Below are 20,974 nucleotides of genomic sequence, written 5' to 3' on the forward strand. Positions count from 1 at the left end.
CGCCGGTCATTCCGCCGAGGACATCCCCACGCGCCGCAGCACGCGGCGTTCGATGACCACGACAATCTGATAGAACAGCACCGACAGCGCCACCGAAACGGCGGCGACGCTCCAGATCATGCCGTAATCCAGAAAACCCCGGGACTGGTTCAGCAGATTGCCGAGCCCCTTGCCCGTCGCCAGCCACTCGGCGATCATCACCCCCAGCAGCGCCCGGGGCACCGTCAGCCGGGTCGCCGCGAAGAGATAGGGCAGCGAGGCGGGAATGGTGACCATGCGGATCTCGGTCCAGCGGCTGGCGCCATAGGCGCGCGGCAGCTCTTCGGCGCTGCGCGGCACCAGCGCCAGCCCCTGCGCCAGCGTGACGAAGGCCGGAAAGAAGGTGACCGAGATGGTGACCCACAGGGTCAGCGTCGTGCCCCGCCCGAGGATCAGCACCAGAAGCGGCGTCAGCGCCACCAGCGGCATGGTCTGGGTGATCAGCGCCACCGGCATGAAGGCGGCGATGGCGCGGGGGAAAAGCCGCGAGGAGATCGCCAGCAGGAAGGCAAAGCCGAGCCCCGCCAGCATCCCGACAAAGGTGATCGGCAGGGTTTCGGCCAGCGCCGCCAGAAGCCTTGCCTGCGCGCTCTCGGCGCTGCGCCCGAGAAAGAGGTAGTCGATCACCCCCCAGGGGGTTTTCGAGATCAGATCGGGCACGCCGGTCAGACGGATGAAACCCCACCAGAGCAGAAACGGCATCGCGATCGCCGCCAGCCCCAGCAGCAGGCGCGGCACAGGCGACAGTTTCGCCGGGGCGGCCTCGGGCACCGCGGCGTTCAGCGTCACCGCGCGGCTGGCGCCCAGCATGCGCCGCGACAGCAGGGCAAAGCCCGCATAGCTGAGCCCGGCGATCACCGTGGCCACCAGCCCGATGCCCCAGAGCCGGTCCGGCTCGCCCCGGCCGAGCGACCCCAGCAGATAGGTGCCGAGCCCCCAGCGTCCGCCGCCGCCGAACTCGGCGAGGATCGCGCCCAGCACGGCGTTGGGCGCGGCGACGCGCAGCCCGGCCAGGATCGCCGGCACCGCGCCCCGAAGCTGCACCAGCCGCAACACGTCCCAGCGCCCGCCACCATAGGCCCGGATCAGGTCCCGGGCGCGGCTGTCGGCCTGGGTGATGCCGATGACCGTGGCGGTCATGGTGACGAAATAGACCCCCATCGCCGCCAGCGTGACGCGCGGCGCCATGCCCGACAGCGTCAGCACCAGGATCGGCGCGATGGCGATGGGCGGCAGCGCGAAGACGGCGATATTCACCCCGCGAAAGACCCGCAGCGCGGCGGGGAACAGCGCAAAGATCACCCCGGCGGCGATCCCCACCAGATTGCCGATCACAAAGCCCAGCCCCGAGGCGTAAAGCGTGGCCCAGATATGCAGCGGGTAATCCGCCCGGTCGATCCAGAGCCGGTGCAGGATCTCGGTGAGACCGGGCAGCGCGCCGCCCGCCACCAGATCGAGGCGGCCGACGATCTCCCAGAGGAGCAGCAGGATCGCCGCGTTGCGCAGCCCGCTCCAGCGCGACGCCTCAGCCGCCATGCAGCACCTTTGCGATATGATCGCAGACCGCGTGGAAGGCCGGATCGGAGAACAGCTCGGGCGCGCGCGGGCGGGCGAAGGGGATGTCGATCACCTCGACGATGCGGCCCGGGTTCGCGTGCATCACCACCACCCGGTCGGCAAGGAACACCGCCTCGTCGATGCCATGGGTGACGAGAAAGGCGGTCGAGCCGGTCTCGGCCCAGATCCGCTGCAATTCGAGATTCATCTGGCGGCGCAGAATCTGGTCCAGCGCGCCAAAGGGTTCGTCCATGAACAGGACCTTGGGATGGGTGACCAGCGCCCGGGCGATGGCCACCCGCTGGCGCATCCCGCCCGACAATTCGCCGGGCAGCGCGTTTTCATAGCCCTTGAGCCCCACCAGCTCGATCATTGCCTGAACCTTGGCGGCATTGGCCCGCAGCGGCTGGCGCAGCACTTCGAGCGGCACCTCGACATTGCGCCGCACCGTGCGCCAGGGCAGAAGCGCCGCGTCCTGAAACGCCACCCCGGTGACACCGTCGCGCGCCGCGGCAAGCGGCGGCGCGCCGGCGATGCGGACCTGTCCGGCATCGGCGCTCTCGAGCCCCAGCGCGATCCGCATCACGGTGGATTTGCCGCAGCCCGAAGGGCCGATGATCGCGGTGAAAGAGCCGGACGGGCAGGACAGGGTGACATCGCGCAGCGCCTCGACCACCTTGCCGCGGCCGGCAAAGGTCTTGCCGACCCCGTCCAGCGCGATCCCGTCCGGCACCTGCATCAGAGCGCGTCCAGAAGCGACGTGTCGAACATGTCGTGGCTGCCGACAATGCCGACCTCTCCCAGCGCCGAGAGGTTCTTTTCGATGTCCTCGCCGGTCATCGCGAAGATGCCTGACGGGCTTTCGATCAGCGGCTGCTGCGCGGTGTTGAAGAACACCTCGTTGTCGATGGTCCGCCCGGTGCCCTTGAAATGGCTGTCGGCCCATTTCGGCGGCCAGGCGGCGGGGTCCTTGAAGTTCTCCTCCCAGCCCTTGCGCGACGCCCGCAGCCAGGCAATCAGCAGATCGCGTTTCTCGGCCAGCACCTCTTCGGTCACCACCACCGTGTCGTTGTAGATGGTGAACCCGAAATCGTAGAGCAGGAAAGAGGTCGCCTCGACGCCCTGCTGGCCGATCGTGTAGGGCACGTTGGTGGTGAAATCGAGGCTGGCGTCGATCTCGCCCTTGATCAGCGGGGTCGGATCGTAGGCATAGGGCACGATATTGACCTGCGACGGGTCGATGCCGTTCAGCTTCAGCATCGCGTTGACCGAGATCACATTGACCGGCGGCACCGCCAGCGTCTTGCCGATCAGATCCCTGGGCTCGGCGATCGGGTTCGAGACCAGCGACACGATGCCGATGGGGTTCTTCTGATACTGCGCCCCGATGATCTTGAAGGGCGCACCCTGCTCGGCGATGGCCTTGATCGTGGTGTCGGGCGTGGTCAGCGCCAGATCGGCGCGGCCCGCGATGATGGTGCTTTCGGGGATCACGTCGGGCCCGCCCGAGAGATAGCCCAGATCGAGCCCCTCGGCCGCGTAATAGCCTTCGTCCATGGCCAGGAAATAGCCCGCGAACTCGGCATCGTTGATCCAGGCCGCCTGCATGGTCAGCGGCGTGGCCGCCAGCGCGGAGCGCGGCAGCAGAGGGTTGGCCGCAGCGGCGGCGGCGGTGCCGAGAAAGCCCCGGCGGGTCAGTCTGAGGGTCATGGGTGTCTCCTCTGGGTTCTCATTTGACGGTGAAGAAGGTCAGGCAAGGCCCTGAATCCGCTGCAACTCCTGCAACGGCGGGGTCTCGGCGATCTGCTTGGGGTCGAGCAGCGGCCATTTCACGCCGCGCGGGCGCTTGGCGCGCCGCTCGACCACATGGGTGCGCGAGGGCGTGAAGATCTTGTCGACCAGGATGTCGGTCTCGGAGGGTTGCAGCTGATCCTCGACAAGCTGCACGTCATGCACCACCGCATGCACCGGCGTCGTCTCGCCGACGAGGCCGAGATCGGTGAACATGCCCCATTCGAGATCGAAGAACCCGTGCCCCTTGCCGAAGCGCACACCGTTCACCGACACCGCCGAGGCGCCGGTCACCAGGTAATCGAACCGGCCCCGGCGGGCGATTTCCTCCAGCGTAATCGGGCGGCCGAAATGCTCCATCCCGTCGAGCCAGGAGGCATAGAGCGCCGCGCCCTCGGGCACGCGCTCGGGCTCCATCAGCAGGAAGCCCCGGTAGATGCCATAGGTGGACATCACAAAGGGCTTGCCCGCCTCGATCATCCGCCGCCGCAGATCGGCGAGGCAATTGTCGGGGGTGATGAAGGCAAAGCCGCTGGCCTGATAGGCCGGATCGGCGACCAGCGCGTCGGTGGCCGTCTCCGAGCCTTCGAAATCGGGGATCACCTCGGCGAAATTGAGATGAAAGCGGGTATCGGGCCTCGCCACGTCATGCAGCCTGGTCCATATTTTTTCGCGGATAACCTTGGAGGTCGACATCTTGATCATTTCATGTGTTTCACTGTTTCATGAACATGAAACACCAGTTTCTTTCGTCAAGAAGAATTCCGTCCCATGGCCTCAAGACTGATCCTCAGAATTCAGGAGCGGCAGGCGCGCCTGACCTCGAGCGAAAAGAAGATTGCGCAAGTTCTGCTGCAAAATCAGAACCTTGTAGAGACACATACTGCGACCGAGCTGGCCTCGATCGCCGGTGTCTCGAAAGCGACGACTGCCCGTTTTTTCCGCAATCTCGGCTATGCGGACTTTGAAGAAGTCCGCCTACAGGCCCGGGAAGAGCGCAACCGGCGCGAACCCTACGCCCAGCTCGAATCGACGCCCGAGCCCATCGGCCTGGGGCGGACGATCTCGGATCACCTCGAGCTGGAGCTGCGCAACATCACCCGCACCTTCGAGGAAATGCGCGCCGATCTGATGCCCGAGCTGGCATCGCTTCTGGCCAATGCGCCGCGGGTCTGGTTCCTGGGGTTCGGCGACGAACACGGCATGGCGGCGATGGGCGCCTCGATGTTCTCGCGGCTGCGCCACGGGGTATCGCAATTGCAGGGCACCGGGCTGAGCTGGGCCAACGAGCTGTCGACGGCGGGCCCGCGCGACGTGCTGGTGCTGCTGACTTTCGAGCCGCGCCCCAAGCTGCTGCGCAGCCTTCTGGCCCATGCCCGCACCACGCGGATGCGGATCGTGACGGTCACCGATCACGGCTTCCAGCCGCAGGCCGAGCGGTTCTCGGACATCGTCCTGCCCTGCCATGCGGCCAGCTATGGCGTGCTGGCGACCCATGCCACCATGCTCTCGGTGCTGCGGCTGATGGCGGTGGCCTATATGGGGCAGAACCCCGAAAGCGTCAGCCAGCGCATCGCCACGCTCGCCGCCATCGACGAAGAGCTGGACCTTTTCGACTGAGCCGGGAGCGGATCATTTCGGCGCGGTGATCAGCGCATAATCCTCGGGCTCGCGATGCAGCGCGAAGTTGAACACATTGGCGCGGATCTCGGTGCAGCGGTCGAGGTCGATCTCCGCCGTGATCACCTCGTCCCCCGCGGTCGCGGCACGGGCGAGGATTTCGCCGGTGGGTGCCACGATCACGCTGCCGCCGATCAGTTCCGAGCCTTCCTCCATCCCGGCCTTGGCGACGGCGACCGCCCAGAGACCGTTCTGATAACACCCGGCCTGCACCGACAGTTCGTTGTGGAAATATTGCAGGTGATCGTGCTCGGGCGCGGGCGGGTAATGCAGCGGCGTGTTATAGCCCAGCACCACAAGCTCGGCCCCGCCCAGCCCCAGCATGCGCCAGGTTTCGGGCCAGCGCCGGTCGTTGCAGATGCACATGCCCAGCTTTCCGCCCAGCGTGTCATAGACCGGAAAGCCCAGATCGCCCTTTTCGAAATAGCGCTTCTCGAGATGCTGGAACGGGCGCCAGGGCTCGTTCCCGCGATGTCCCGGCAGATGGATCTTGCGATATTTGCCGACGATCTCGCCCGCCTCGGACACCAGAATGGCGGTGTTGAAATGCCGCCCCTCCGGCGTGCGCTCGGCATAGCCGAGGTGAAAGCCGATCCCCAGCTCCCGCGCCAGATCGAATAGCGGCTGCACCGTCTCGTTGGGCATCGCGGTCTCGAACCAGCGGTCGATCTCGGCGGGTTCCTCGATGAACCAGCGCGGAAAGAAGGTGGTCAGCGCCAGTTCGGGAAAGACCACCAGCGCCGCCCCCCGGGCATGCGCCTGCCGCATCATGGCGCAGAGCCGCGCGACGGCGGACGCCCGCGGCTCGTCCTTTGCAATCGGCCCCATCTGGGCGCCCGCGACGACGAATTTCCGGCTCATATCCGTGCTCCTGCCAGATCGCAGACGAGGTCGAGCAGCATCTGCGCGCCCGCAGCGCAATCCGCCTCGTCGCTATGTTCCTTCACATTGTGGCTGAGCCCCTTCTCCGAAGGGACAAAGATCATCGCCGTGGGGCAGAGCGGTGCGAACATCTGCGCGTCATGGCCCGCCCCCGAGGGCATCCTGCGCACGCTCATCTGGCGCGCGCGCGCCGCCGCCTCGACCTTGCCCACAAGCGCCGCATCGAACCCCACCGGCGCGAACCGGGCCAGCGGCCGGGTGCTCAGCGTGCAGCCCGCCTGCGCCGCCGCCGTCTCGGCAAACCCGGTCAGGCGCCTTGTCGCCTCGTTCAGCCGGTTGCCATCGGTGTTGCGCAGATCGACCGTCAGCCGCGCCGTCTCGGGCACCACGTTGACCAGACCCGGCGACAGTTCGAACACCCCCACGGTCGCCACCTGCGGCGGGCCGAACGCGGCGGCGATGGCATCCGCCTCGCGCGCGATGCGCATGGCCACCTGCCCCGCATCCCTGCGCAGCGCCATGGGGGTGGTGCCGGCGTGATTGGTCTGACCGTGCACGGTGAATTCGGTCCAGTGAATGCCCTGCACCCCGGTCACCGCGCCGATCCGCAGACCCTCGCGTTCCAGCACCGGGCCCTGTTCGATATGCAGCTCCAGATAGGCGGCAGGGACAACCGGCGCGGCGCTGCCGCGATAGCCGATGCGATCAAGCTCGGCGCCCACCACACCCGCGCCGTCGGTCGCGGTGACGGCCAGCATCTCGTCGCGCCCCAGCGCCCCGCAATAGACGCCCGACCCCATCATGTCGGGGGCAAAGCGCGCGCCCTCCTCATTGGTGAAGGCGGCGACGGCCACCGGCGCCTCGGTGTCGATGCCGTTCTCGTTCAGCGTCTCGATCAGCTCCAGCCCGGCCAGCACACCCAGCGCGCCGTCATAGAGCCCGCCGGTCGCCACCGTGTCGATATGCGAGCCGACCATGACCGGGGCGCCCTGCCCCCGGCCCGCGCGCAGCCCCCAGATATTCCCGATGGCATCGACAAAGACCGCCAGCCCCAGCCGCTCCATCTCGGCCACCAGCCAGTCGCGCCCGGCCTTGTCGGCGTCGCCGAGCGCCAGACGGCAGACCCCGCCGCCCTCCAGCGCGCCGATCTCGCCAAGCGCCGTGAGACGGCGCATCAACCGCGCCGGGGAAATGGCGGGGGTCATGCCGCGCCGCCGCGCACGGCCTCTGCCGAACGCCCGACCAGCTCTTCGTAAAGCGCCGGATCGGTGTCGCCCTCGGTGCCGAACACCAGCACCCGCGAGTCCGCACCGAGCGACAGAAGCCGCCGCGCCTCGGGGTCGCCCATCGCCGCGACCAGCCCCGCAAGCCCCGCGACGGCGGATTCCCCCGCGACAATCGCCGGATCGCCGCCCCCGGGCCGCGCCAGCCGGCGCATCGCCGCGATGGCCGAGGCGTCGGTCAGCGCCATCACCGCATCGCCATGATCGCGCAGAATCTCCCAGGCCAGCGCCGAGACCTCGCCGCAGGCCAGCCCCGCCATCAGCGTGTCGAGATCGCCCTCGACCGGGGTCGGACTGCCCGCCCGCATCGTTTCCAGCCAGCAGGCGGACAGATCCGGGTCGCAAAGCACCACCAGCGGCCGCGCGGCGCCCCAGCGCCGCACCGCCTGCGCGGTGACGGCGGCGGCCATCCCCCCCACGCCGGTCTGAAGGAAGATATGGGTCGGCGGCACGGCCATCGCGTCGAAGGCCTCTGCCGCCATCACCTCATAGCCCTGCATCACATCCTTGGGGATCTCCATATAGCCTTCGTAAGAGGTATCGGAGACCACGAACCAGCCCTCGCGCGTCGCCGTCTGCTGGGCCTCGCGCACGCTGTCGTCATAATTGCCGGCGCAGCGGCGCACCTCGGCGCCATAGGCTTCGATGGCGGTCTTGCGCCCCTCCGACACCGTGGCGTGGATGAAGATCACGCAGCCGCAGCCGAAATTCCGCGCGCCCCAGGCAACCGAGCGCCCGTGATTGCCATCGGTGGCGCAGCACACGGTGATCTTCGCGGCCTCTTCGGGAAAGGCAACCTGCGTCACCTCCGCCATCGTGACCGCCCGCCCCACCGCCTTCGACAGCTCCTTGGCCAGAAGCCGGGTCACCGCATAGGCCCCGCCTAGCGCCTTGAAGCTGCCGAGCCCGAACCGCGCGCCCTCGTCCTTGTAGGACAGCGCCGCGATGCCCAGCTCGGCGGCCAGCGCGGGCAAGGCGTGAAGCGGCGTCTCGGCATAGCCGGGCCAGCCGGACACGGTTGCGCGCGCCAGCGCCAGACCGGCATCGGACAGGATCGCATCCTGTTCGGCCGTCCAGGGTTTGTCTTTCCCTGCCAGCGGGTTGAGGCAAAGAGTGAAGGCGGCGTCGGTGCCCGCGCCGCGCGTGAATTCGGTGGTCATGCGCTGTCCTTGGGGTCTTTCCTGTCGCCCGTGTCTTGCACGGGTTTGCCGGGGCGCGAAAGGGACGGAACGCGCCCCGGCAATGGCTGCGCCGATCAGAAGTCGGTTTTCTCTTCCTCGATCGACGCCATCATGGCATCGAGCATCGCCGTGCCCTCGGCGCCATATTTCTCCGCGATCAGCGTGCGGACCGCCGGCTGCGCGGCCTCGGCGAACTTGGCCTGCTCCTCGGGGGTGACCACATTCACCTCCATCTTCGCCGCCAGCGCCGGCAGCCCCTTGTCCGAGGCTTCGATGACGCGGCTCATGGCGCGGCCGGCATCGGTGGCGACATCGGCGGCCCATTTCACCAGATACTGGTCCTCTTCGGACAGCGAGGCCAGGAAATCGGCGTTCATCGTCCAGATATAGGGCGTGATCAGGTGGTTGGTGATCGAGAGATATTTCTGCACCTCGTCGAACTTGGCGAAGGCGATGATCGGCACCGGGTTCATCTGGCCATCGGCCACGCCGGTCTGCAACGCGGTATAGACCTCGGCCCAGGGCAACGGCGTCGGCTGGCCGCCCAGCGACGAGATCATCGCCTCATGAGTCGGCAGGGTCATGGTGCGGATCTTGAGCCCGTCCATATCCTCGACGCTGGCGATGGGGCGCACGCTGTCGGTGAAGGCGAAGAAGCCGCCGGAATCCAGCAGACCCAGCACCTCAAGGCCGGTCTTCGCCTCGAGATCGGCGACGAATGTCTGGCCGAAGGCGCTGTCGGTGTCGATCACCTTGGAGGCCACGCCGATATTCGGGAAGGCGAAGGGAATGTCGAACACCCCCACCAGCGGATAATGCTGCGCCATCCCGCCCGAGGAGGAGATCGTCGTTTCCACGAGGCCCGAACGCACCTGCTCGATCACCTCGTTATCCTTGCCAAGCTGGCCGTTGGGGAAGAGCTGCACCTCGATCCGGCCGTTGGAATTGGATTCGACCAGCGATTTGAACACCGCCGACATGGCGCCGGAATGCGAGCCGAAGGGATCTTCGGGGTTCAGATGCGCCAGACGGATGGTGATGTCCTGGGCAAAGGCGCCGGTGGCCATGACGGCTGCGAGGGCGGTGGTTGCGAGGAATTTCATACGGTTTGCTCCCTTGGTTGGTTGCCCGGATCTCAGAGCCCGAGCAGTCTTGGAATGAAGAGGGTCAGGTCGGACCAGTAGGCGACGACGATCAGGATCGCGACTTCGGCCAGGATGAAGGGCCAGAGCTCCTTGGTGATCGCCTCGACCTTTTCGCCGGTGACCGAGGCCAGCACGAAAAGACAGGCGCCGACCGGTGGCGTCATCAGCGAGATATTGAGCGCGAGAATGATCATGATGCCGGCATGCACCGGCTCCATGCCGATCTGCACCGTCAGCGGCGCCAGCACCGGGGCGAGGATGATCAGCGTGGCGTTGATGTCCATCACCAGCCCGATCAGCAGCAACAGCAGCAGGATCAGCGCGATGATGACCATCGGGTTGTCCGAGACCGACAGCATCCCGCTCGCGATGGCCTGCGGGATGCGGTTGAAGGTCATCCACCAGCCGAGGATCGAGGCCGAGGCGATGATCAGGAAGATCACGCCGGTGATGCGCGTGGTGCGCACGCCGATCTCGTAAAGATCGCGCCAGCTCAGCGCGCGGTAGACCAGACCGCCCACCACCAGCGCATAGGCGACGGCGATGGCGGCGGCCTCGGTCGGCGTCGCAAAGCCGCCGAGGATCGAGCCGAGGATGAAGACCGGCAGCAGCGCGGCAAGGAAGCCTTCTTTCAGCGCCGCGCCCACGGCGCGGAACGACGGGCGCCCCTCGCCCTTGGGCAGCCTCTTGCGCTTTGCGGTGAGCGCGATGACGCCCATGCAGATGGCGCAGATCAGCAGCCCCGGCAGGATTCCGGCGGCGAAAAGCCCGGCGATCGACACGCCCATGATCGAGCCGTAGATGATGGCCAGGGTCGAGGGCGGAATGGTCGGCCCGATGATCGACCCGGCAGCGGTGACGGCGCAGGCATAGGGGCGCGAATATCCCGCCTTCTGCATCGCCGGCACCAGCGTGTTGCCGAAGGCGGCGCTGTCGGCGGTGGCGCTGCCGGTCAGCCCGGCGAACATCACCGACGCCACCATATTGGAATGCGCCATCCCGCCGCGCATCCAGCCCACCAGCGCATCGGCCAGCCGGACCAGCCCCTGCGTGATGCCCGAGCGGTTCATGATCTCGCCCGCGAGGATGAAAAAGGGCATGGCGAGGAAGGGAAACAGATCGAGCCCGGCGAACATCCGGTCCGGCACCATCTGCATGAAACGCGGCCCCATATCGAGAATGCCCACCACCCCGGCCACGCCGATGGCGAACCCCACAGGCATTCCGAAGGCGAGCAGCCCGAAAAAGGCGATGGCAACGATCAGCGCACCCATGTCAGAAATCCTCGTCCATCGGGGGAAGCGCCGCGCCGGTGCTGTCCGGCGCGCGCTCGGCAAAGACATCGTGGATGCCGGTGAGCAGGAGCTGCACGCAGGCCATGAACGCCGCCAGCGGCACGCCCATGAAGGGCCAGCCCTTGGGGATCGAATAGATCATCGTCAGCCGCGAGAACCCCTTCACGGCAAAGCCGATGCCGTAAAAGAACAGCGCCGCGAAGAAGGCGAAGGCGATCACGTCGAAGGCGATGGCCAGCCAGCGCCGCACCCCCGCGGGCAGGCGCGAGAACACGAACTCCACCCCGATATGTTCGCGATGCGCGATGCCCGAAGAGACCGCCAGAAGCGCCATCCAGATCATCAGGTAGCGCGCCAGCTCTTCGGTGAAGGTCAGCGGCAGCGGGATCGCGTAGCGCACCAGAACCCCCAGCCAGACATCCAGCACCAGCAGCACGAGCAGCGCCACGCAGACCCGCTCGACAAGCCAGTTCACGCGCAGGCTCCAGACTCTGGCTGTGACGGAGAGTTGGGACACGGTTCGATTCGCCTCGTCGGGATCACTTGACGCCCCGATTGAAATCCACTTTTCTTACATCGATCAATAATGAAATCAATTTTTCACACAAGCGAGACGAGAGATGCCCGGCAAAGCAGCAGCCGCGACGGAGAAGACGATGTCCCAGCGGCTTCACGAGGCCTATGGCGCCCTGCCCGACGGCGAGCGCCGCATCGCCGACTCCCTTTTGGGCAATCCCGCCGAGCTGGCGGTGCTGACCGCGACGGAGCTGGCCGCGCAGGCGGGCACCTCGAACGCGACGGTCAGCCGGTTCTTCCGGCGGCTCGGCTATGACAGTTTCGAACAGGCCCGGCAGCAGGCGCGCCGGATGCGCGCGACCGGATCGCCGCTTTACACCGGCAACAGCGCGCCGGCGAGCAAGCGGATCTCGGACATCCTGAAAAGCGAGATCGACGTGCTCGAAGGCACGCTCACGCGGCTCAACCCGGTGACCCTGCGCGAGATCGTGCAGGCCATGGCCACCGCGCCGCGTATCCGGACACTGGGCTACCGCAACAGCCATTTTCTGGCGCAATACGTCACCGCCCAACTCGGGCAGATCCGGCGCGCGGTGTCGCCGCTGCTGCTGCCCGGCCAGACCCAGGCCGAGGGCATCGCGCTGCTGACCGAGGGCGATCTGGCGGTGGTGATCGGGCTGCGCCGGCGTCCGGCCGGGTTCAACCAGGTGGTGGAGGAAATCGCCGCGCGCGGGGCCCGCATCCTGCTGATGGCCGATCAGACGATCCGCGAGGCCCCGGCCCATGCCACCTGGACCATCGACTGTCAGGTCGACACGACGCAATTCGCCGATGCCTATTCCGGTGCCATGGCGGTGCTGCGGCTGCTGGCGATCGAGACGCGCCGCGCGCTGGGAAGCGCCGGACAAAGCTATCTCGAAGAGGTGGAGGCGCTGCGCAACCGGCTTCAGGAGCTGGAGTAGCCCGCACCGTCAGACCGGCCCGCGCCACAAAAAAACGATACGCCGCATCCGCGGCGTATCGCTGCACCGTCTGTCCGTCAGATCAGTTGGCGGAGGCAAGCTGCTTGGGCAGCTTGAACGTCCAGACCATGCCGCCCTGATTAAGATAGTTCACCTTCTTGGCGACCTCGCCGCCCCAGAGCGGAACCGCGCCGCCCCAGCCGGACACGATGGAGACATATTGCTCGCCATCCATCTCCCAGGTGATCGGCTGGCCGACGATGCCCGAGCCGGTCTGGAACGACCACAGCTCTTCGCCGGTCTCGTCATCCAGCGCGATGAACTTGCCCTCGGGCGTGCCGAAGAACACCAGCCCGCCGGCGGTTGTCATCGCCCCGCCCCAGAGCGGCGCCTCGTTCTCGTATTCCCATTTCCATTCGCCGGTGGCCGGGTCGATGGCCTTGAGCGACCCGATATGGTCCTCGTACATCGGCTTGATGGTGAAGCCCGAGCCGAGATAGGCGGCGCCCTTCTTGTAGGTCACCGGCTCGTTCCAGATGTCCATGCCCCATTCGTTCGAGGGCACGTAGAACAGCCCGGTCTTCTGGCTGTAGGCCATGGGCATCCAGTTCTTGCCGCCCAGGAAGCCCGGCGCCGAGAACACCACCTCGCCCTTGCCGCCATCCGCCGCCGCGGTGGGATCGCCGGGACGGTTGTCTTCGTTGTAGATCGGGCGCCCGGTCTCGTCGATGCCGCTCGCCCAGGTGATGTCCTTGACGAAGGGATGGGCGCTCACGAACGAGCCGTCCTCGCGGTTCAGCACGTAGAAGAAGCCGTTGCGGTCGGCGGTGGCAAAGCGCTTGTTGCCGTCGGCGTCGGTATAGGCCACGACCTCGTTCACGCCGTCATAGTCCCAGCCCTCGCGCGGGGTGGTTTGGAAGTGCCACTTGATCTCGCCGGTGGCCGGGTCGATGCCCAGACGCGAGGCGGCATAGAGGTTGTCGCCGGTGTTGCCTTCGGTGGGCGTACCCGCGTTGCGCAGGTGGCTGTTCCAGGGCGCCGGGTTGCCGGTGCCGAAGACCAGCGTGTCGGTCTCGGCATCGTAGGAACCGCCAAGCCAGGTGGCGCCGCCGCCGGTCTTCCACATGTCGCCCGGCCAGGTGGCGTTGAGCGTGCCGGTCATGGTGCTTTCTTCGCCGTTCAACGTGCCCATGTGGCCCTCGATGACGGGACGGGTCCAGACCATGTCCCCGGTCTCGACATCGCGCGCCTGCACCTCGCCGACGATGCCGAATTCGCCGCCCGAGTTGCCGGTGATCACCAGCCCGTTCACGATCAGCGGCGCGGCGGTGTAGGAATAGCCCGCCTTGTAATCGGCGATCTTGTCGCGCCAGACCACATCGCCGGTCTTGCGGTCGAGCGCCACAAGCCGGGCGTCGAGCGTGCCGAAGATGATCTTGTCGCCATAGATCGCGGCGCCGCGGTTGATCACGTCGCAGCAGGGCAGGATGCCTTCGGGCAGACGCGCATCGTATTGCCAGATTTCCTCGCCCGTCTTCACGTCGATGGCGTACATCCGCGAATAGGAGCCGGTAACATACATCACCCCGTCATAGACGATCGGCTGGGTTTCCTGGCCGCGCTGCTTTTCGCCGCCCATGGAAAAGGCCCAGGCGGGCATCAGGTTCTTGACGTTGTCCTTGTTCAGCGTCTCCAGCGGGCTGTAGCGCTGCAGATGGCGCCCCATGCCGTTGGTGACGACCTGGTTGGTCATGGTCTGGTCGTTGGCCAGATCCTCTTCGGTGACCTGCGCCTGTGCCATGCCGGCGGCAAGCAGACCGGCGGTCACGGCCAAGATGAAGCGGTTCATTGTGTCCTCCCTTCGAGACGGTTCGGAATCCGCGGCACGCTTGGCCGCCCTCCGGTTCAGAGCATCTCCGGCAGAGCGCCGAAGATGAATTGCACCATGGTCGTAAGACCTTTCGGCAGGGTCAGTCCTGACCCTCGATGGCGCGGTTGTCCTGCGTGGTGATCGCGGCGAGATAGGACAGGATAAAGTCCTGAACGGTGCGGTCCTCGATGCCCACATGGCGCATCTTGGTGCCGGGCATGAAACCGTCATTGTCCTCCATCCAGGCCCGCAGCGCCGCCGGGGTCCAGACGATTCCCGAGGCGGAAAGCGCGGTGGAATAGTCGTAATCGGGGTAGGTTCCGGCGCCGCGATACAGCACGTTTTCCAGTGGCGGACCATAGGAAGGATCTTTGGAATCAACGGCATGGCAGCGGCGGCATTCGGAATCGAAAAACTGCTTTCCAGCCGAGACCTTGACCTCGTCGAAAGTGTTGGCAAGCGCCGGCGTGGCAAGGCAGAGCGCGGCAAGGGCGATGTAACGGTGCATGGGGATCTCCCGGGGTTTTGCAATCGTTTCGGACACGCGCAACGCACCGTTCGCGCAAGGGGCCCGCGTGACCGCCCCGAGTATCCCGCCGGCGCGGGGAGAGGGGTATTGCACCATGGTCTAAAGGCAGGGACGCTCCGGAAGGCCGGGCAGCCCCTCTGGCGAGAGGGTTTATGGCGGCTTGCGGGCCTGCGCGCCCCTCAACAACGCCGCCAAGTGGGGTGGATCCGTGGCCATGGAAGCCGGGCCTGCACAAAACGCGGATCTGAAGCCGCTTCGTTCACGGTTTTGCGGCGCGCGGGCGTCATCCACCCCGCCGGGACGGGCGTTGACGGGTACAGGCGCGCAATGCATGCTCAGGAGGTACATTCACGCCCATTGATCCAGGTATTTCTTATGCGTCATCTATTTCTTGCGTGTCTTTTTTTGATATTCGCGGTGTCGGCGTCCATCGCCTCCGCACAATCGGGTTTCGGGAAATTTGATCGAGACGCCGCGCGCGGCTCGACCATGGGAATTACGCGAAACATTGCGCATCCCTCTGGGACTGCCGTGAGGGCATTTTCTCTGCCGGGTGGGGCTTGCAGGGGAGATGATTGTCGAAACGACCGCGAGCGCGCCGAGCTCATCGAAAGCCGCACGGCAAATCTGGAAGGGCACAGCTATCGCTACACGTTTTCGGTTTTCTTTCCCGCCGATACGCCGGACGTGGGCCCGACGAATTTGATATTCTGGCAGGTCAAGCCCCACGGGACCGGAAAGCCCTCGATCACGATGGAGCTCGTTGGCAACGATATCAACTTCGTGCTGCACGATCCGTCTCGTTTGCAGGGCGACCGGATGAATCCGCTGCGGCCCGTTGTCATACGCCGCGTCGCGCGCGGTGTCCGTGGGCGGTGGCAAGATTTCGTGCTCGACGTTCACTGGTCCAAGCGCAATGACGGCCGCATTGTCCTGAAGCGCGAAGGACGAGAAGTCCTGTCCCATAACGGGCCCAATATCGACTCGAAAAGCAGTCGCCAGCGCGTCCGTTACGGCCTGTATCGGAGCTTTCTCAGCCGTTATCTTCAGCGCAACGGCGGCTCGAAATTGCCAACGCAAACCGCCTATTTCGCAAACATTACGCGAGCGCCCCTATAGGCAGGCGCCTGTATTCACCAAACGGGCGGTCGCCGCTTCCGGGGCCGCAGTTGATCTGCCTGGATGGAGCCGTACCGACGCGTCGGCGCCAGCATGCAGCCTTGGGAACCACTGCCTTTAACGGCCGGATCGGGCCGTTCACTGAATTCTGTTTTGCCGGCCAACCGCCCCTCAGAACACCGGCGCATAGCGCCAGTTATCGGCGTCCGGCGTGATCTCGTCGAGGTCGTAGCCCGCGCCCTGTAACCGCTTCGCCACCGGCAGCCCCGCGCCCGCCGCCTCGTCGATCAGCTTCCGCCCGGCAGCCTCGTCCCGAGCGATGCCGAAGCCGCGCATCAGGTTCACACCGTGGTTGAACTTGCCCACCGGGTCGCCCGCCTCGGCGGCCTGCCGGTCCCATTCCGCCGCCGCATCGGGGTCGAACTCGCCGCCAAAACCGTTCTGCTCCATATAGGACATCCAGGTCATCGCAGCCGTGTAGCCCGCCGCCGCACAGGCCTCGAAGATCGTGCGGGCGGTGGCGTGATCGCCGGATTTCGTCATCAGATAGCCCGAGGCGCAGACCATCATGTCGGTGTCGCCCTCCGCCGCGCGGTCGCGCAGCGATTGCCAGGTCAGCTCTTCGGGGTTGGTGGTGCCGTATTCGTCCCCCGCCGCCCAGGCTGGCGCCGTCGCCAGCAGGCACAGGGCCGTCAGAATGTTCCGCATCCTCGTCTCCTCTCCCAGATCGCAGCCGAAGCTCAGCCCCCGGTCGGACGATAGGCCGCCCCCCAGGGGAAGCGCCCCACCTTGATCGTCTTCACCGGCTTGCGCTTTGCCACGTCGATCACCGTAACATCGCCGGAGATCCCGTTTGTGGTAAAAAGCGTGCTGTGATCGCCGTCAAAGGCCATGTGCCAGACACGGCGGCCCACCAGCAGATACTCCTCGACCTCATAGGTCTCGGCATTGACCACCGCGACGTGGTTTGCCGGACCAAGCGCGATAAAGGCAGTCTTGCCGTCCGGTGTCAGCTCGAACCCCACCGGCTGGATGCGATCCTCATGCACGCCCTTGATGGCGAAATGGAGTTTCGCCTTCTCGGCCTGCGTCGCGGTGTCGAAGACCGTGACCGTGCCGCCGATCTCGGCGGAGACCCACAGCTCGGCGCCGTCCTTGACGAATTCCGCATGGCGCGGACGCGAGTCGACCAGCGTATTGGCAAAGATCGCCTCGCTTTCCGTGTCGATCCAATGCGCCATATTGGTGGTTTCCGAGGTGGTGACCACGATCTTTCCGTCCGGGCTCACCGCCATGCCCTCTGGCTCGATTCCCACGTCGATCTGTTCGATCACCCGGCGGGTCTCGGTATCGACCACGGTGGTGATCGCGTCATCCTCATTGGCGATATAGAGCCGCCGGTTGTCCGGATGCAGCACGAATTGCTCGGGGTCCTCTCCCGAAGGCAGATCGTGCAGGATCTCGCCCGAGACCGGGTCCATCACCTGCACCGCGTCGCTGTCGGAGGCACAGATATAGACCCGCGAATAATCGTGGGAAAAGGTGATGCCGCGCGGGCGTTCGCCGGTGGGAATCGTGCGGGTGACCTCCAGCGTTGCGGTGTCGATCACGCTGATCGTGTCGTCCTTTTCATTGGTCACCCAGATTTCGCCGGCGGCGGCGGGCGCGCCCAGCAGGGCCAGCGCAAAAGTCAGTCTCAGCATGTCAGTGCTCCTCGAATGCGCGGCAGGCGCTTTCCGGGGCGTCGCGCCCGAGCGTGTCGAGCTCGTTGCCCTGGTGAAAGAACCCCTCGAGCGGCGCGGTTGCCACCACCGCCCGGTCGGTGACGATGGGAATGGGCTGGCGAAGCTGCCCGTTCCAGGGGCGAAAGCTCAGCGGGCGGCCCTTGAAACCCGCCAGCTCGAAATCCCCGGACAGCATATAGGCGCGCAGCACCGCCACATCGTCCGATCCGGTGCGGGTCACCGCCTCGCCCAGCGCCCGCAGGGCGGCCCAGGCGGCGTAATCCTCAGGCGCCATCTCGCGCCCGGCCTGATCCTCGAAGCGCGACTGAAGCTGCGCCGCCCCCCATTGCTCGACCACCGGCGCCCAGGCCTGCGGCACCAGCTCTTCCGAGCCCGCGACCGGGCGCGGCAGCCAGGTGTTATAGACCACATAGCGGCCGAAATCGCCGATCTCGTCGGCGATGAGCAGCACGTCGTGATCGCGGAAATCCTGCGTGAAAAGAGGCACCTCGGCGCTGGCGTTGCGGCGCATGTCGGCGTCGAAGACCCAGGTTTTCTCGCCCACAAGCTTCAGGCGGAATTTCCCGGCGGAGGCCCGCAGCGCGGCGGCGAAGGCCAGATCGCGGGGGTGACCGCCCTTGATCAGCGCCACATCGGTCCAGCGCCGCTGCACCAGAAACTGCGCCAGCGCGTCGGCGCGCATGGCGTCCGACGAGATCGTGTGCAGCAGATTGGCGCGGCAGTCCGTGTCGCGCAGCACGGCATCGGGCGCCGTGGCATTGAAGAGCAGCGCGCCCTGCGCCTCGGGCAGATCGGCGATGGCGGTCAGTACCTCGGCGGACGCGTCCAGCACGATCGCCCGCGAGGAGGCGAGCAGCGCGCGCGCCGCGGCGATTGCGTCGCCGCCTTCGGGCACCAGAACTTCGGACATGGTGTAGGTCTGGCCGAGAAACCTGCCGGTCGTCGCGTTGTCGCTCAGCCCCAGCCGCGCGCCCGCGAGGCCAAGATCCTCGGGCACCGCGTCGAGATTCGACAAGACCGGCGGCGCGGGCCGCTCGACCTCCAAATAGCCGATGCGCAGCTTGGTCTCGGAGGCCGCAGCGGCCCCCAGCACCAGCGAAAACACGGCAGCCAGCCCGATGACACGCATGAGTAGTCCTCCCTGACGGCAGACTACGCCGCCGCGCGCCGCGCCGCCGTAAGACCATGGTCGGAGACGGGCGGGTTTCGCGACCAAGGTCCAATATGGCCCGCAGGGGACCCTTGCTAACCAAAATGAAACCAGTGGAAACGGAGGAGGTCCCATGTCCGCCAGAAGAGTTTCGCGCCCTGTCCTGATGGGTGCCGCCGTGTTCGTCGCCGCCGCCAACCTTGCCTTCGCCCATGGCGATGTCGCCCCGCAGCCCGTCAATACCGACATGCTGCCAGAGGTCGGCGAGGAGTGGCTAAGCGAGAACCCCTATCGCGACGCCGGAGAGGATGTCTGGCTGAAGGCGGTGGAGATCGGCTCCTCGGGCTACAACCAGAACTGCGCCCGCTGCCACGGGCTCGAGGTGATCTCGGGCGGTCTGGCCCCGGATCTGCGCTTTCTGGAGGCCGAGGAATACGGCGACGAATGGTTCATCGAGCGCTTCCGCCACGGCTATACCCAGAACGGCATCACCAAGATGCCCGCCTTCGGCGAGCTTCTGGGCCAGAAAGCCGCCTGGGCGATCCGCACCTATATCGAGGCACGCCCGGACGATTCCGCCATCGAGGACCAATCGGACGAGCTGAAAGCCATCCGCGACCAGCTCGCCGCCGGCGAGGGCGATGTCTCTGCCCTCCAGGCGCGTCTGACCGAGATCGCGGGCGAGATCGAGACGCTGTCGGGCGCGCCCGTCGCCGACAGCATCGCCTTCCGCGCCGCCAACCAGCTTGCAGCCGATCCCACGGCGACGGCGCATGCCGCCGAGACGCTGACGATCGGGCTGTCTGCGGCGCACTGAAATGTTGCGGCGTCATGTGATCGCCGCGCTGGCCGGGCTTGCATTTGCAGGCCCGGCTTTCGCGCGTTGCGAGGACTGGACCCCCCAGCCGAAACCGCAGAACGCCAGCCGCGACATCGTCGGGCAGGATCTCGATACGATTCTCGAGCGCGGCTATATCGACTTCGCGGCCTATGAGGAGTTCCCGCCCTGGTCCTATGAGGAAAAGGGCAAGCCCGCCGGTGTGGACATCGAGATCGGCCGGCTGATCGCCGCCGATCTCGGGGTGGAGCCGCGCTTTCATCTGGTGCCGGCGGGCGAGAACCTCGACGCGGATCTGCGCAACAACGTCTGGAAAGGGCCGGTGATCGGCGGACGCGTCTCGAACGTCATGCTGCATGTGCCCTATGACAGCGCCTATGCCTGCCGCGTGGAGCAGGTCGTGTTCACCGGCCAATACGCCGCCGAGCAGATCGCCATCGCCTATCGCGAAGAGGCCTATCCCGAGGACAAGCCTGTGCCCGCCTATTTCCGCTTCGACACGGTGGCGGTGGAGAACGACTCGATCTCGGATTTCTACCTCACCTCCTTTGCCGGCGGGCAGCTTGCGCAGGGGGTGCGGCGCTATCCAAGCTACGCCGCCGCGATGGGCGCGCTGGCGGAGGGCGAGACCATGGCGGCCATGGGGCCTCTGGCGCAGCTCGAAGCGGGTGTTGCGCCGGGCATCGGCATCCACCAGCCGCCGCTGGCGGGCTTTGCCGTCAGCCGCTGGACCGTGGGGGTGGCGGTGCATATGCGCTACCGCGCGCTCGGCTATGCGGTGGACGATGCCATTCGCGCGGGGCTCGAGGACGGGCGGATCGCGGCGATCTTTGCGGATCACGGGCTGACGCATCTCGCACCGGAAAGATGACTCTTTCCGTTGAGTTTCGTCTTTCTCTATGGCAGCTTTTGGCCGATTGCATTCCAGTAAAAGGTCAGAGGCATGAAATTTCTGATATTGATCGCCGCGCTCGCCGTCGCCCCCGTTGCCGCACTTGCCGAACAATTCAACGGCCAGAAGGCATTCGAAGTTCTGACGGCGCAGAAACGTGTCTATTCGGGCGGCTCTGTCAGCGTTTTCAACAAGGACGGCACGTTCTGGACAACCCACAAGAACGGGTCGCGGGAAGAGGGCACCTATAAGATCACCAGCTCCGGGACGGTCAAGGTCCACGACCAGGCGAATAACAGGAAATACAATTTCGTCATCGGCGAAAAGAAGGGCACCTTCTATTTCACCTACCGGAGCGGGCCAGGACGCGGAAAAACCTACACCTTCTACTAAGCTCTGACAGGCGTATTTGCGGGTCGCGCAGGGCACCGCAATGCCTCCACGCGGCCCCGGAGCACGTCTTGGGCGGTGGCGTCGCCTTCGTAGGGTGGGCAATTTGC

General features: G+C 66.1%; 21 protein-coding genes. 6 read left to right on the top strand and 15 right to left on the bottom strand.

What is annotated here, in order from left to right; translation table 11 throughout:
* Positions 1 to 6: 6 nt before the first annotated feature.
* From M4578_RS06835 to M4578_RS06850, 4 genes are read right to left on the bottom strand one after another with little or no spacing between them, the layout of a single operon-like run.
* Positions 7 to 1,575 carry an ABC transporter permease gene (locus M4578_RS06835; protein ID WP_258092713.1) on the bottom strand — a complete coding sequence of 523 codons (1,569 nt, stop codon included), beginning with the start codon at positions 1,573 to 1,575 and terminating at the stop codon, positions 7 to 9.
* Positions 1,565 to 2,335, bottom strand: coding sequence for an ABC transporter ATP-binding protein (locus M4578_RS06840; protein WP_258092714.1), 771 nt, complete (start codon positions 2,333 to 2,335; stop codon positions 1,565 to 1,567). Before M4578_RS06840 ends, M4578_RS06835 begins: the two co-directional genes overlap by 11 nt.
* Entirely contained in the window at positions 2,335 to 3,306 is a 972-nt protein-coding gene (locus tag M4578_RS06845; protein ID WP_258092715.1) for an ABC transporter substrate-binding protein, read from the bottom strand. Before M4578_RS06845 ends, M4578_RS06840 begins: the two co-directional genes overlap by 1 nt.
* Positions 3,307 to 3,345: 39 nt before the next feature.
* Positions 3,346 to 4,032, bottom strand: coding sequence for a 5-formyltetrahydrofolate cyclo-ligase (locus M4578_RS06850; RefSeq protein WP_258092716.1), 687 nt, complete (start codon positions 4,030 to 4,032; stop codon positions 3,346 to 3,348).
* A gap of 126 nt (positions 4,033 to 4,158) precedes the next feature.
* Here M4578_RS06850 and M4578_RS06855 point away from each other — a divergent pair, with 126 nt between their 5' ends.
* Positions 4,159 to 5,007: a MurR/RpiR family transcriptional regulator gene (locus M4578_RS06855; RefSeq protein WP_258092717.1), complete on the top strand. Its 849-nt coding sequence runs from the start codon at positions 4,159 to 4,161 to the stop codon at positions 5,005 to 5,007.
* Between the two features lie 12 nt (positions 5,008 to 5,019).
* Here the strand turns inward: M4578_RS06855 and M4578_RS06860 are convergent, their stop codons facing one another.
* The 6 genes from M4578_RS06860 to M4578_RS06885 all read right to left on the bottom strand — a co-directional run bounded on the left by M4578_RS06860 (position 5,020) and on the right by M4578_RS06885 (position 11,370).
* Positions 5,020 to 5,928, bottom strand: coding sequence for an N-carbamoyl-D-amino-acid hydrolase (locus M4578_RS06860; RefSeq protein WP_258092718.1), 909 nt, complete (start codon positions 5,926 to 5,928; stop codon positions 5,020 to 5,022).
* Positions 5,925 to 7,154 (bottom strand): Zn-dependent hydrolase, encoded by a 1,230-nt coding sequence (locus tag M4578_RS06865; protein WP_258092719.1) that lies wholly within the window; start codon positions 7,152 to 7,154, stop codon positions 5,925 to 5,927. Before M4578_RS06865 ends, M4578_RS06860 begins: the two co-directional genes overlap by 4 nt.
* Positions 7,151 to 8,392, bottom strand: a complete 1,242-nt coding sequence (locus M4578_RS06870) for a diaminopropionate ammonia-lyase (protein ID WP_258092720.1) — start codon at positions 8,390 to 8,392, stop codon at positions 7,151 to 7,153. The genes M4578_RS06865 and M4578_RS06870 overlap by 4 nt, the downstream gene beginning before the upstream one ends.
* A 95-nt stretch (positions 8,393 to 8,487) precedes the next feature.
* Positions 8,488 to 9,516: a TRAP transporter substrate-binding protein gene (locus M4578_RS06875; protein ID WP_258092721.1), complete on the bottom strand. Its 1,029-nt coding sequence runs from the start codon at positions 9,514 to 9,516 to the stop codon at positions 8,488 to 8,490.
* 32 nt (positions 9,517 to 9,548) lie between these two features.
* Complete coding sequence (locus M4578_RS06880; protein WP_258092722.1) at positions 9,549 to 10,832, bottom strand: TRAP transporter large permease; 1,284 nt, start codon at positions 10,830 to 10,832, stop codon at positions 9,549 to 9,551.
* Between the two features lies 1 nt (position 10,833).
* Entirely contained in the window at positions 10,834 to 11,370 is a 537-nt protein-coding gene (locus M4578_RS06885; RefSeq protein WP_258092723.1) for a TRAP transporter small permease, read from the bottom strand.
* A gap of 139 nt (positions 11,371 to 11,509) precedes the next feature.
* On the opposite strand from M4578_RS06885, the gene M4578_RS06890 reads away from it, so the two are divergent.
* Complete coding sequence (locus tag M4578_RS06890; RefSeq protein ID WP_258092724.1) at positions 11,510 to 12,331, top strand: MurR/RpiR family transcriptional regulator; 822 nt, start codon at positions 11,510 to 11,512, stop codon at positions 12,329 to 12,331.
* Between the two features lie 82 nt (positions 12,332 to 12,413).
* On the opposite strand, the gene M4578_RS06895 is transcribed toward M4578_RS06890, so the two are convergent.
* Both M4578_RS06895 and M4578_RS06900 read right to left on the bottom strand, forming a co-directional pair.
* The gene (locus M4578_RS06895) at positions 12,414 to 14,180 is read right to left on the bottom strand and encodes a PQQ-dependent methanol/ethanol family dehydrogenase (protein WP_258092725.1); all 1,767 of its coding nucleotides are present in this window, start codon (positions 14,178 to 14,180) and stop codon (positions 12,414 to 12,416) included.
* Between the two features lie 121 nt (positions 14,181 to 14,301).
* Positions 14,302 to 14,709, bottom strand: a complete 408-nt coding sequence (locus tag M4578_RS06900; protein ID WP_258092726.1) for a c-type cytochrome — start codon at positions 14,707 to 14,709, stop codon at positions 14,302 to 14,304.
* Positions 14,710 to 15,087: 378 nt separating this feature from the next.
* On the opposite strand from M4578_RS06900, the gene M4578_RS06905 reads away from it, so the two are divergent.
* Entirely contained in the window at positions 15,088 to 15,849 is a 762-nt protein-coding gene (locus M4578_RS06905) for a polysaccharide lyase (RefSeq protein ID WP_258092727.1), read from the top strand.
* A gap of 171 nt (positions 15,850 to 16,020) precedes the next feature.
* On the opposite strand, the gene M4578_RS06910 is transcribed toward M4578_RS06905, so the two are convergent.
* The 3 genes from M4578_RS06910 to M4578_RS06920 are packed head-to-tail and all read right to left on the bottom strand — an operon-like array spanning position 16,021 to position 18,723.
* Positions 16,021 to 16,557, bottom strand: a complete 537-nt coding sequence (locus M4578_RS06910; RefSeq protein WP_258092728.1) for an SEL1-like repeat protein — start codon at positions 16,555 to 16,557, stop codon at positions 16,021 to 16,023.
* A 32-nt stretch (positions 16,558 to 16,589) separates the two neighbouring features.
* Positions 16,590 to 17,552 (bottom strand): YVTN family beta-propeller repeat protein, encoded by a 963-nt coding sequence (locus M4578_RS06915; protein WP_258092729.1) that lies wholly within the window; start codon positions 17,550 to 17,552, stop codon positions 16,590 to 16,592.
* Position 17,553: 1 nt separating this feature from the next.
* Positions 17,554 to 18,723, bottom strand: a complete 1,170-nt coding sequence (locus M4578_RS06920; protein ID WP_258092730.1) for an ABC transporter substrate-binding protein — start codon at positions 18,721 to 18,723, stop codon at positions 17,554 to 17,556.
* 154 nt (positions 18,724 to 18,877) lie between these two features.
* On the opposite strand from M4578_RS06920, the gene pedF reads away from it, so the two are divergent.
* The 3 genes from pedF to M4578_RS06935 all read left to right on the top strand — a co-directional run bounded on the left by pedF (position 18,878) and on the right by M4578_RS06935 (position 20,867).
* Positions 18,878 to 19,561, top strand: coding sequence for a cytochrome c-550 PedF (gene pedF, locus M4578_RS06925; RefSeq protein WP_258092731.1), 684 nt, complete (start codon positions 18,878 to 18,880; stop codon positions 19,559 to 19,561).
* 1 nt (position 19,562) lies between these two features.
* Complete coding sequence (locus tag M4578_RS06930) at positions 19,563 to 20,453, top strand: substrate-binding periplasmic protein (RefSeq protein WP_258092732.1); 891 nt, start codon at positions 19,563 to 19,565, stop codon at positions 20,451 to 20,453.
* 72 nt (positions 20,454 to 20,525) lie between these two features.
* Complete coding sequence (locus tag M4578_RS06935) at positions 20,526 to 20,867, top strand: hypothetical protein (RefSeq protein ID WP_258092733.1); 342 nt, start codon at positions 20,526 to 20,528, stop codon at positions 20,865 to 20,867.
* The last annotated feature ends 107 nt before the right edge of the window (positions 20,868 to 20,974 follow it).

The organism is Salipiger pentaromativorans (assembly GCF_024721115.1).
Taxonomy (GTDB): domain Bacteria; phylum Pseudomonadota; class Alphaproteobacteria; order Rhodobacterales; family Rhodobacteraceae; genus Salipiger; species Salipiger pentaromativorans.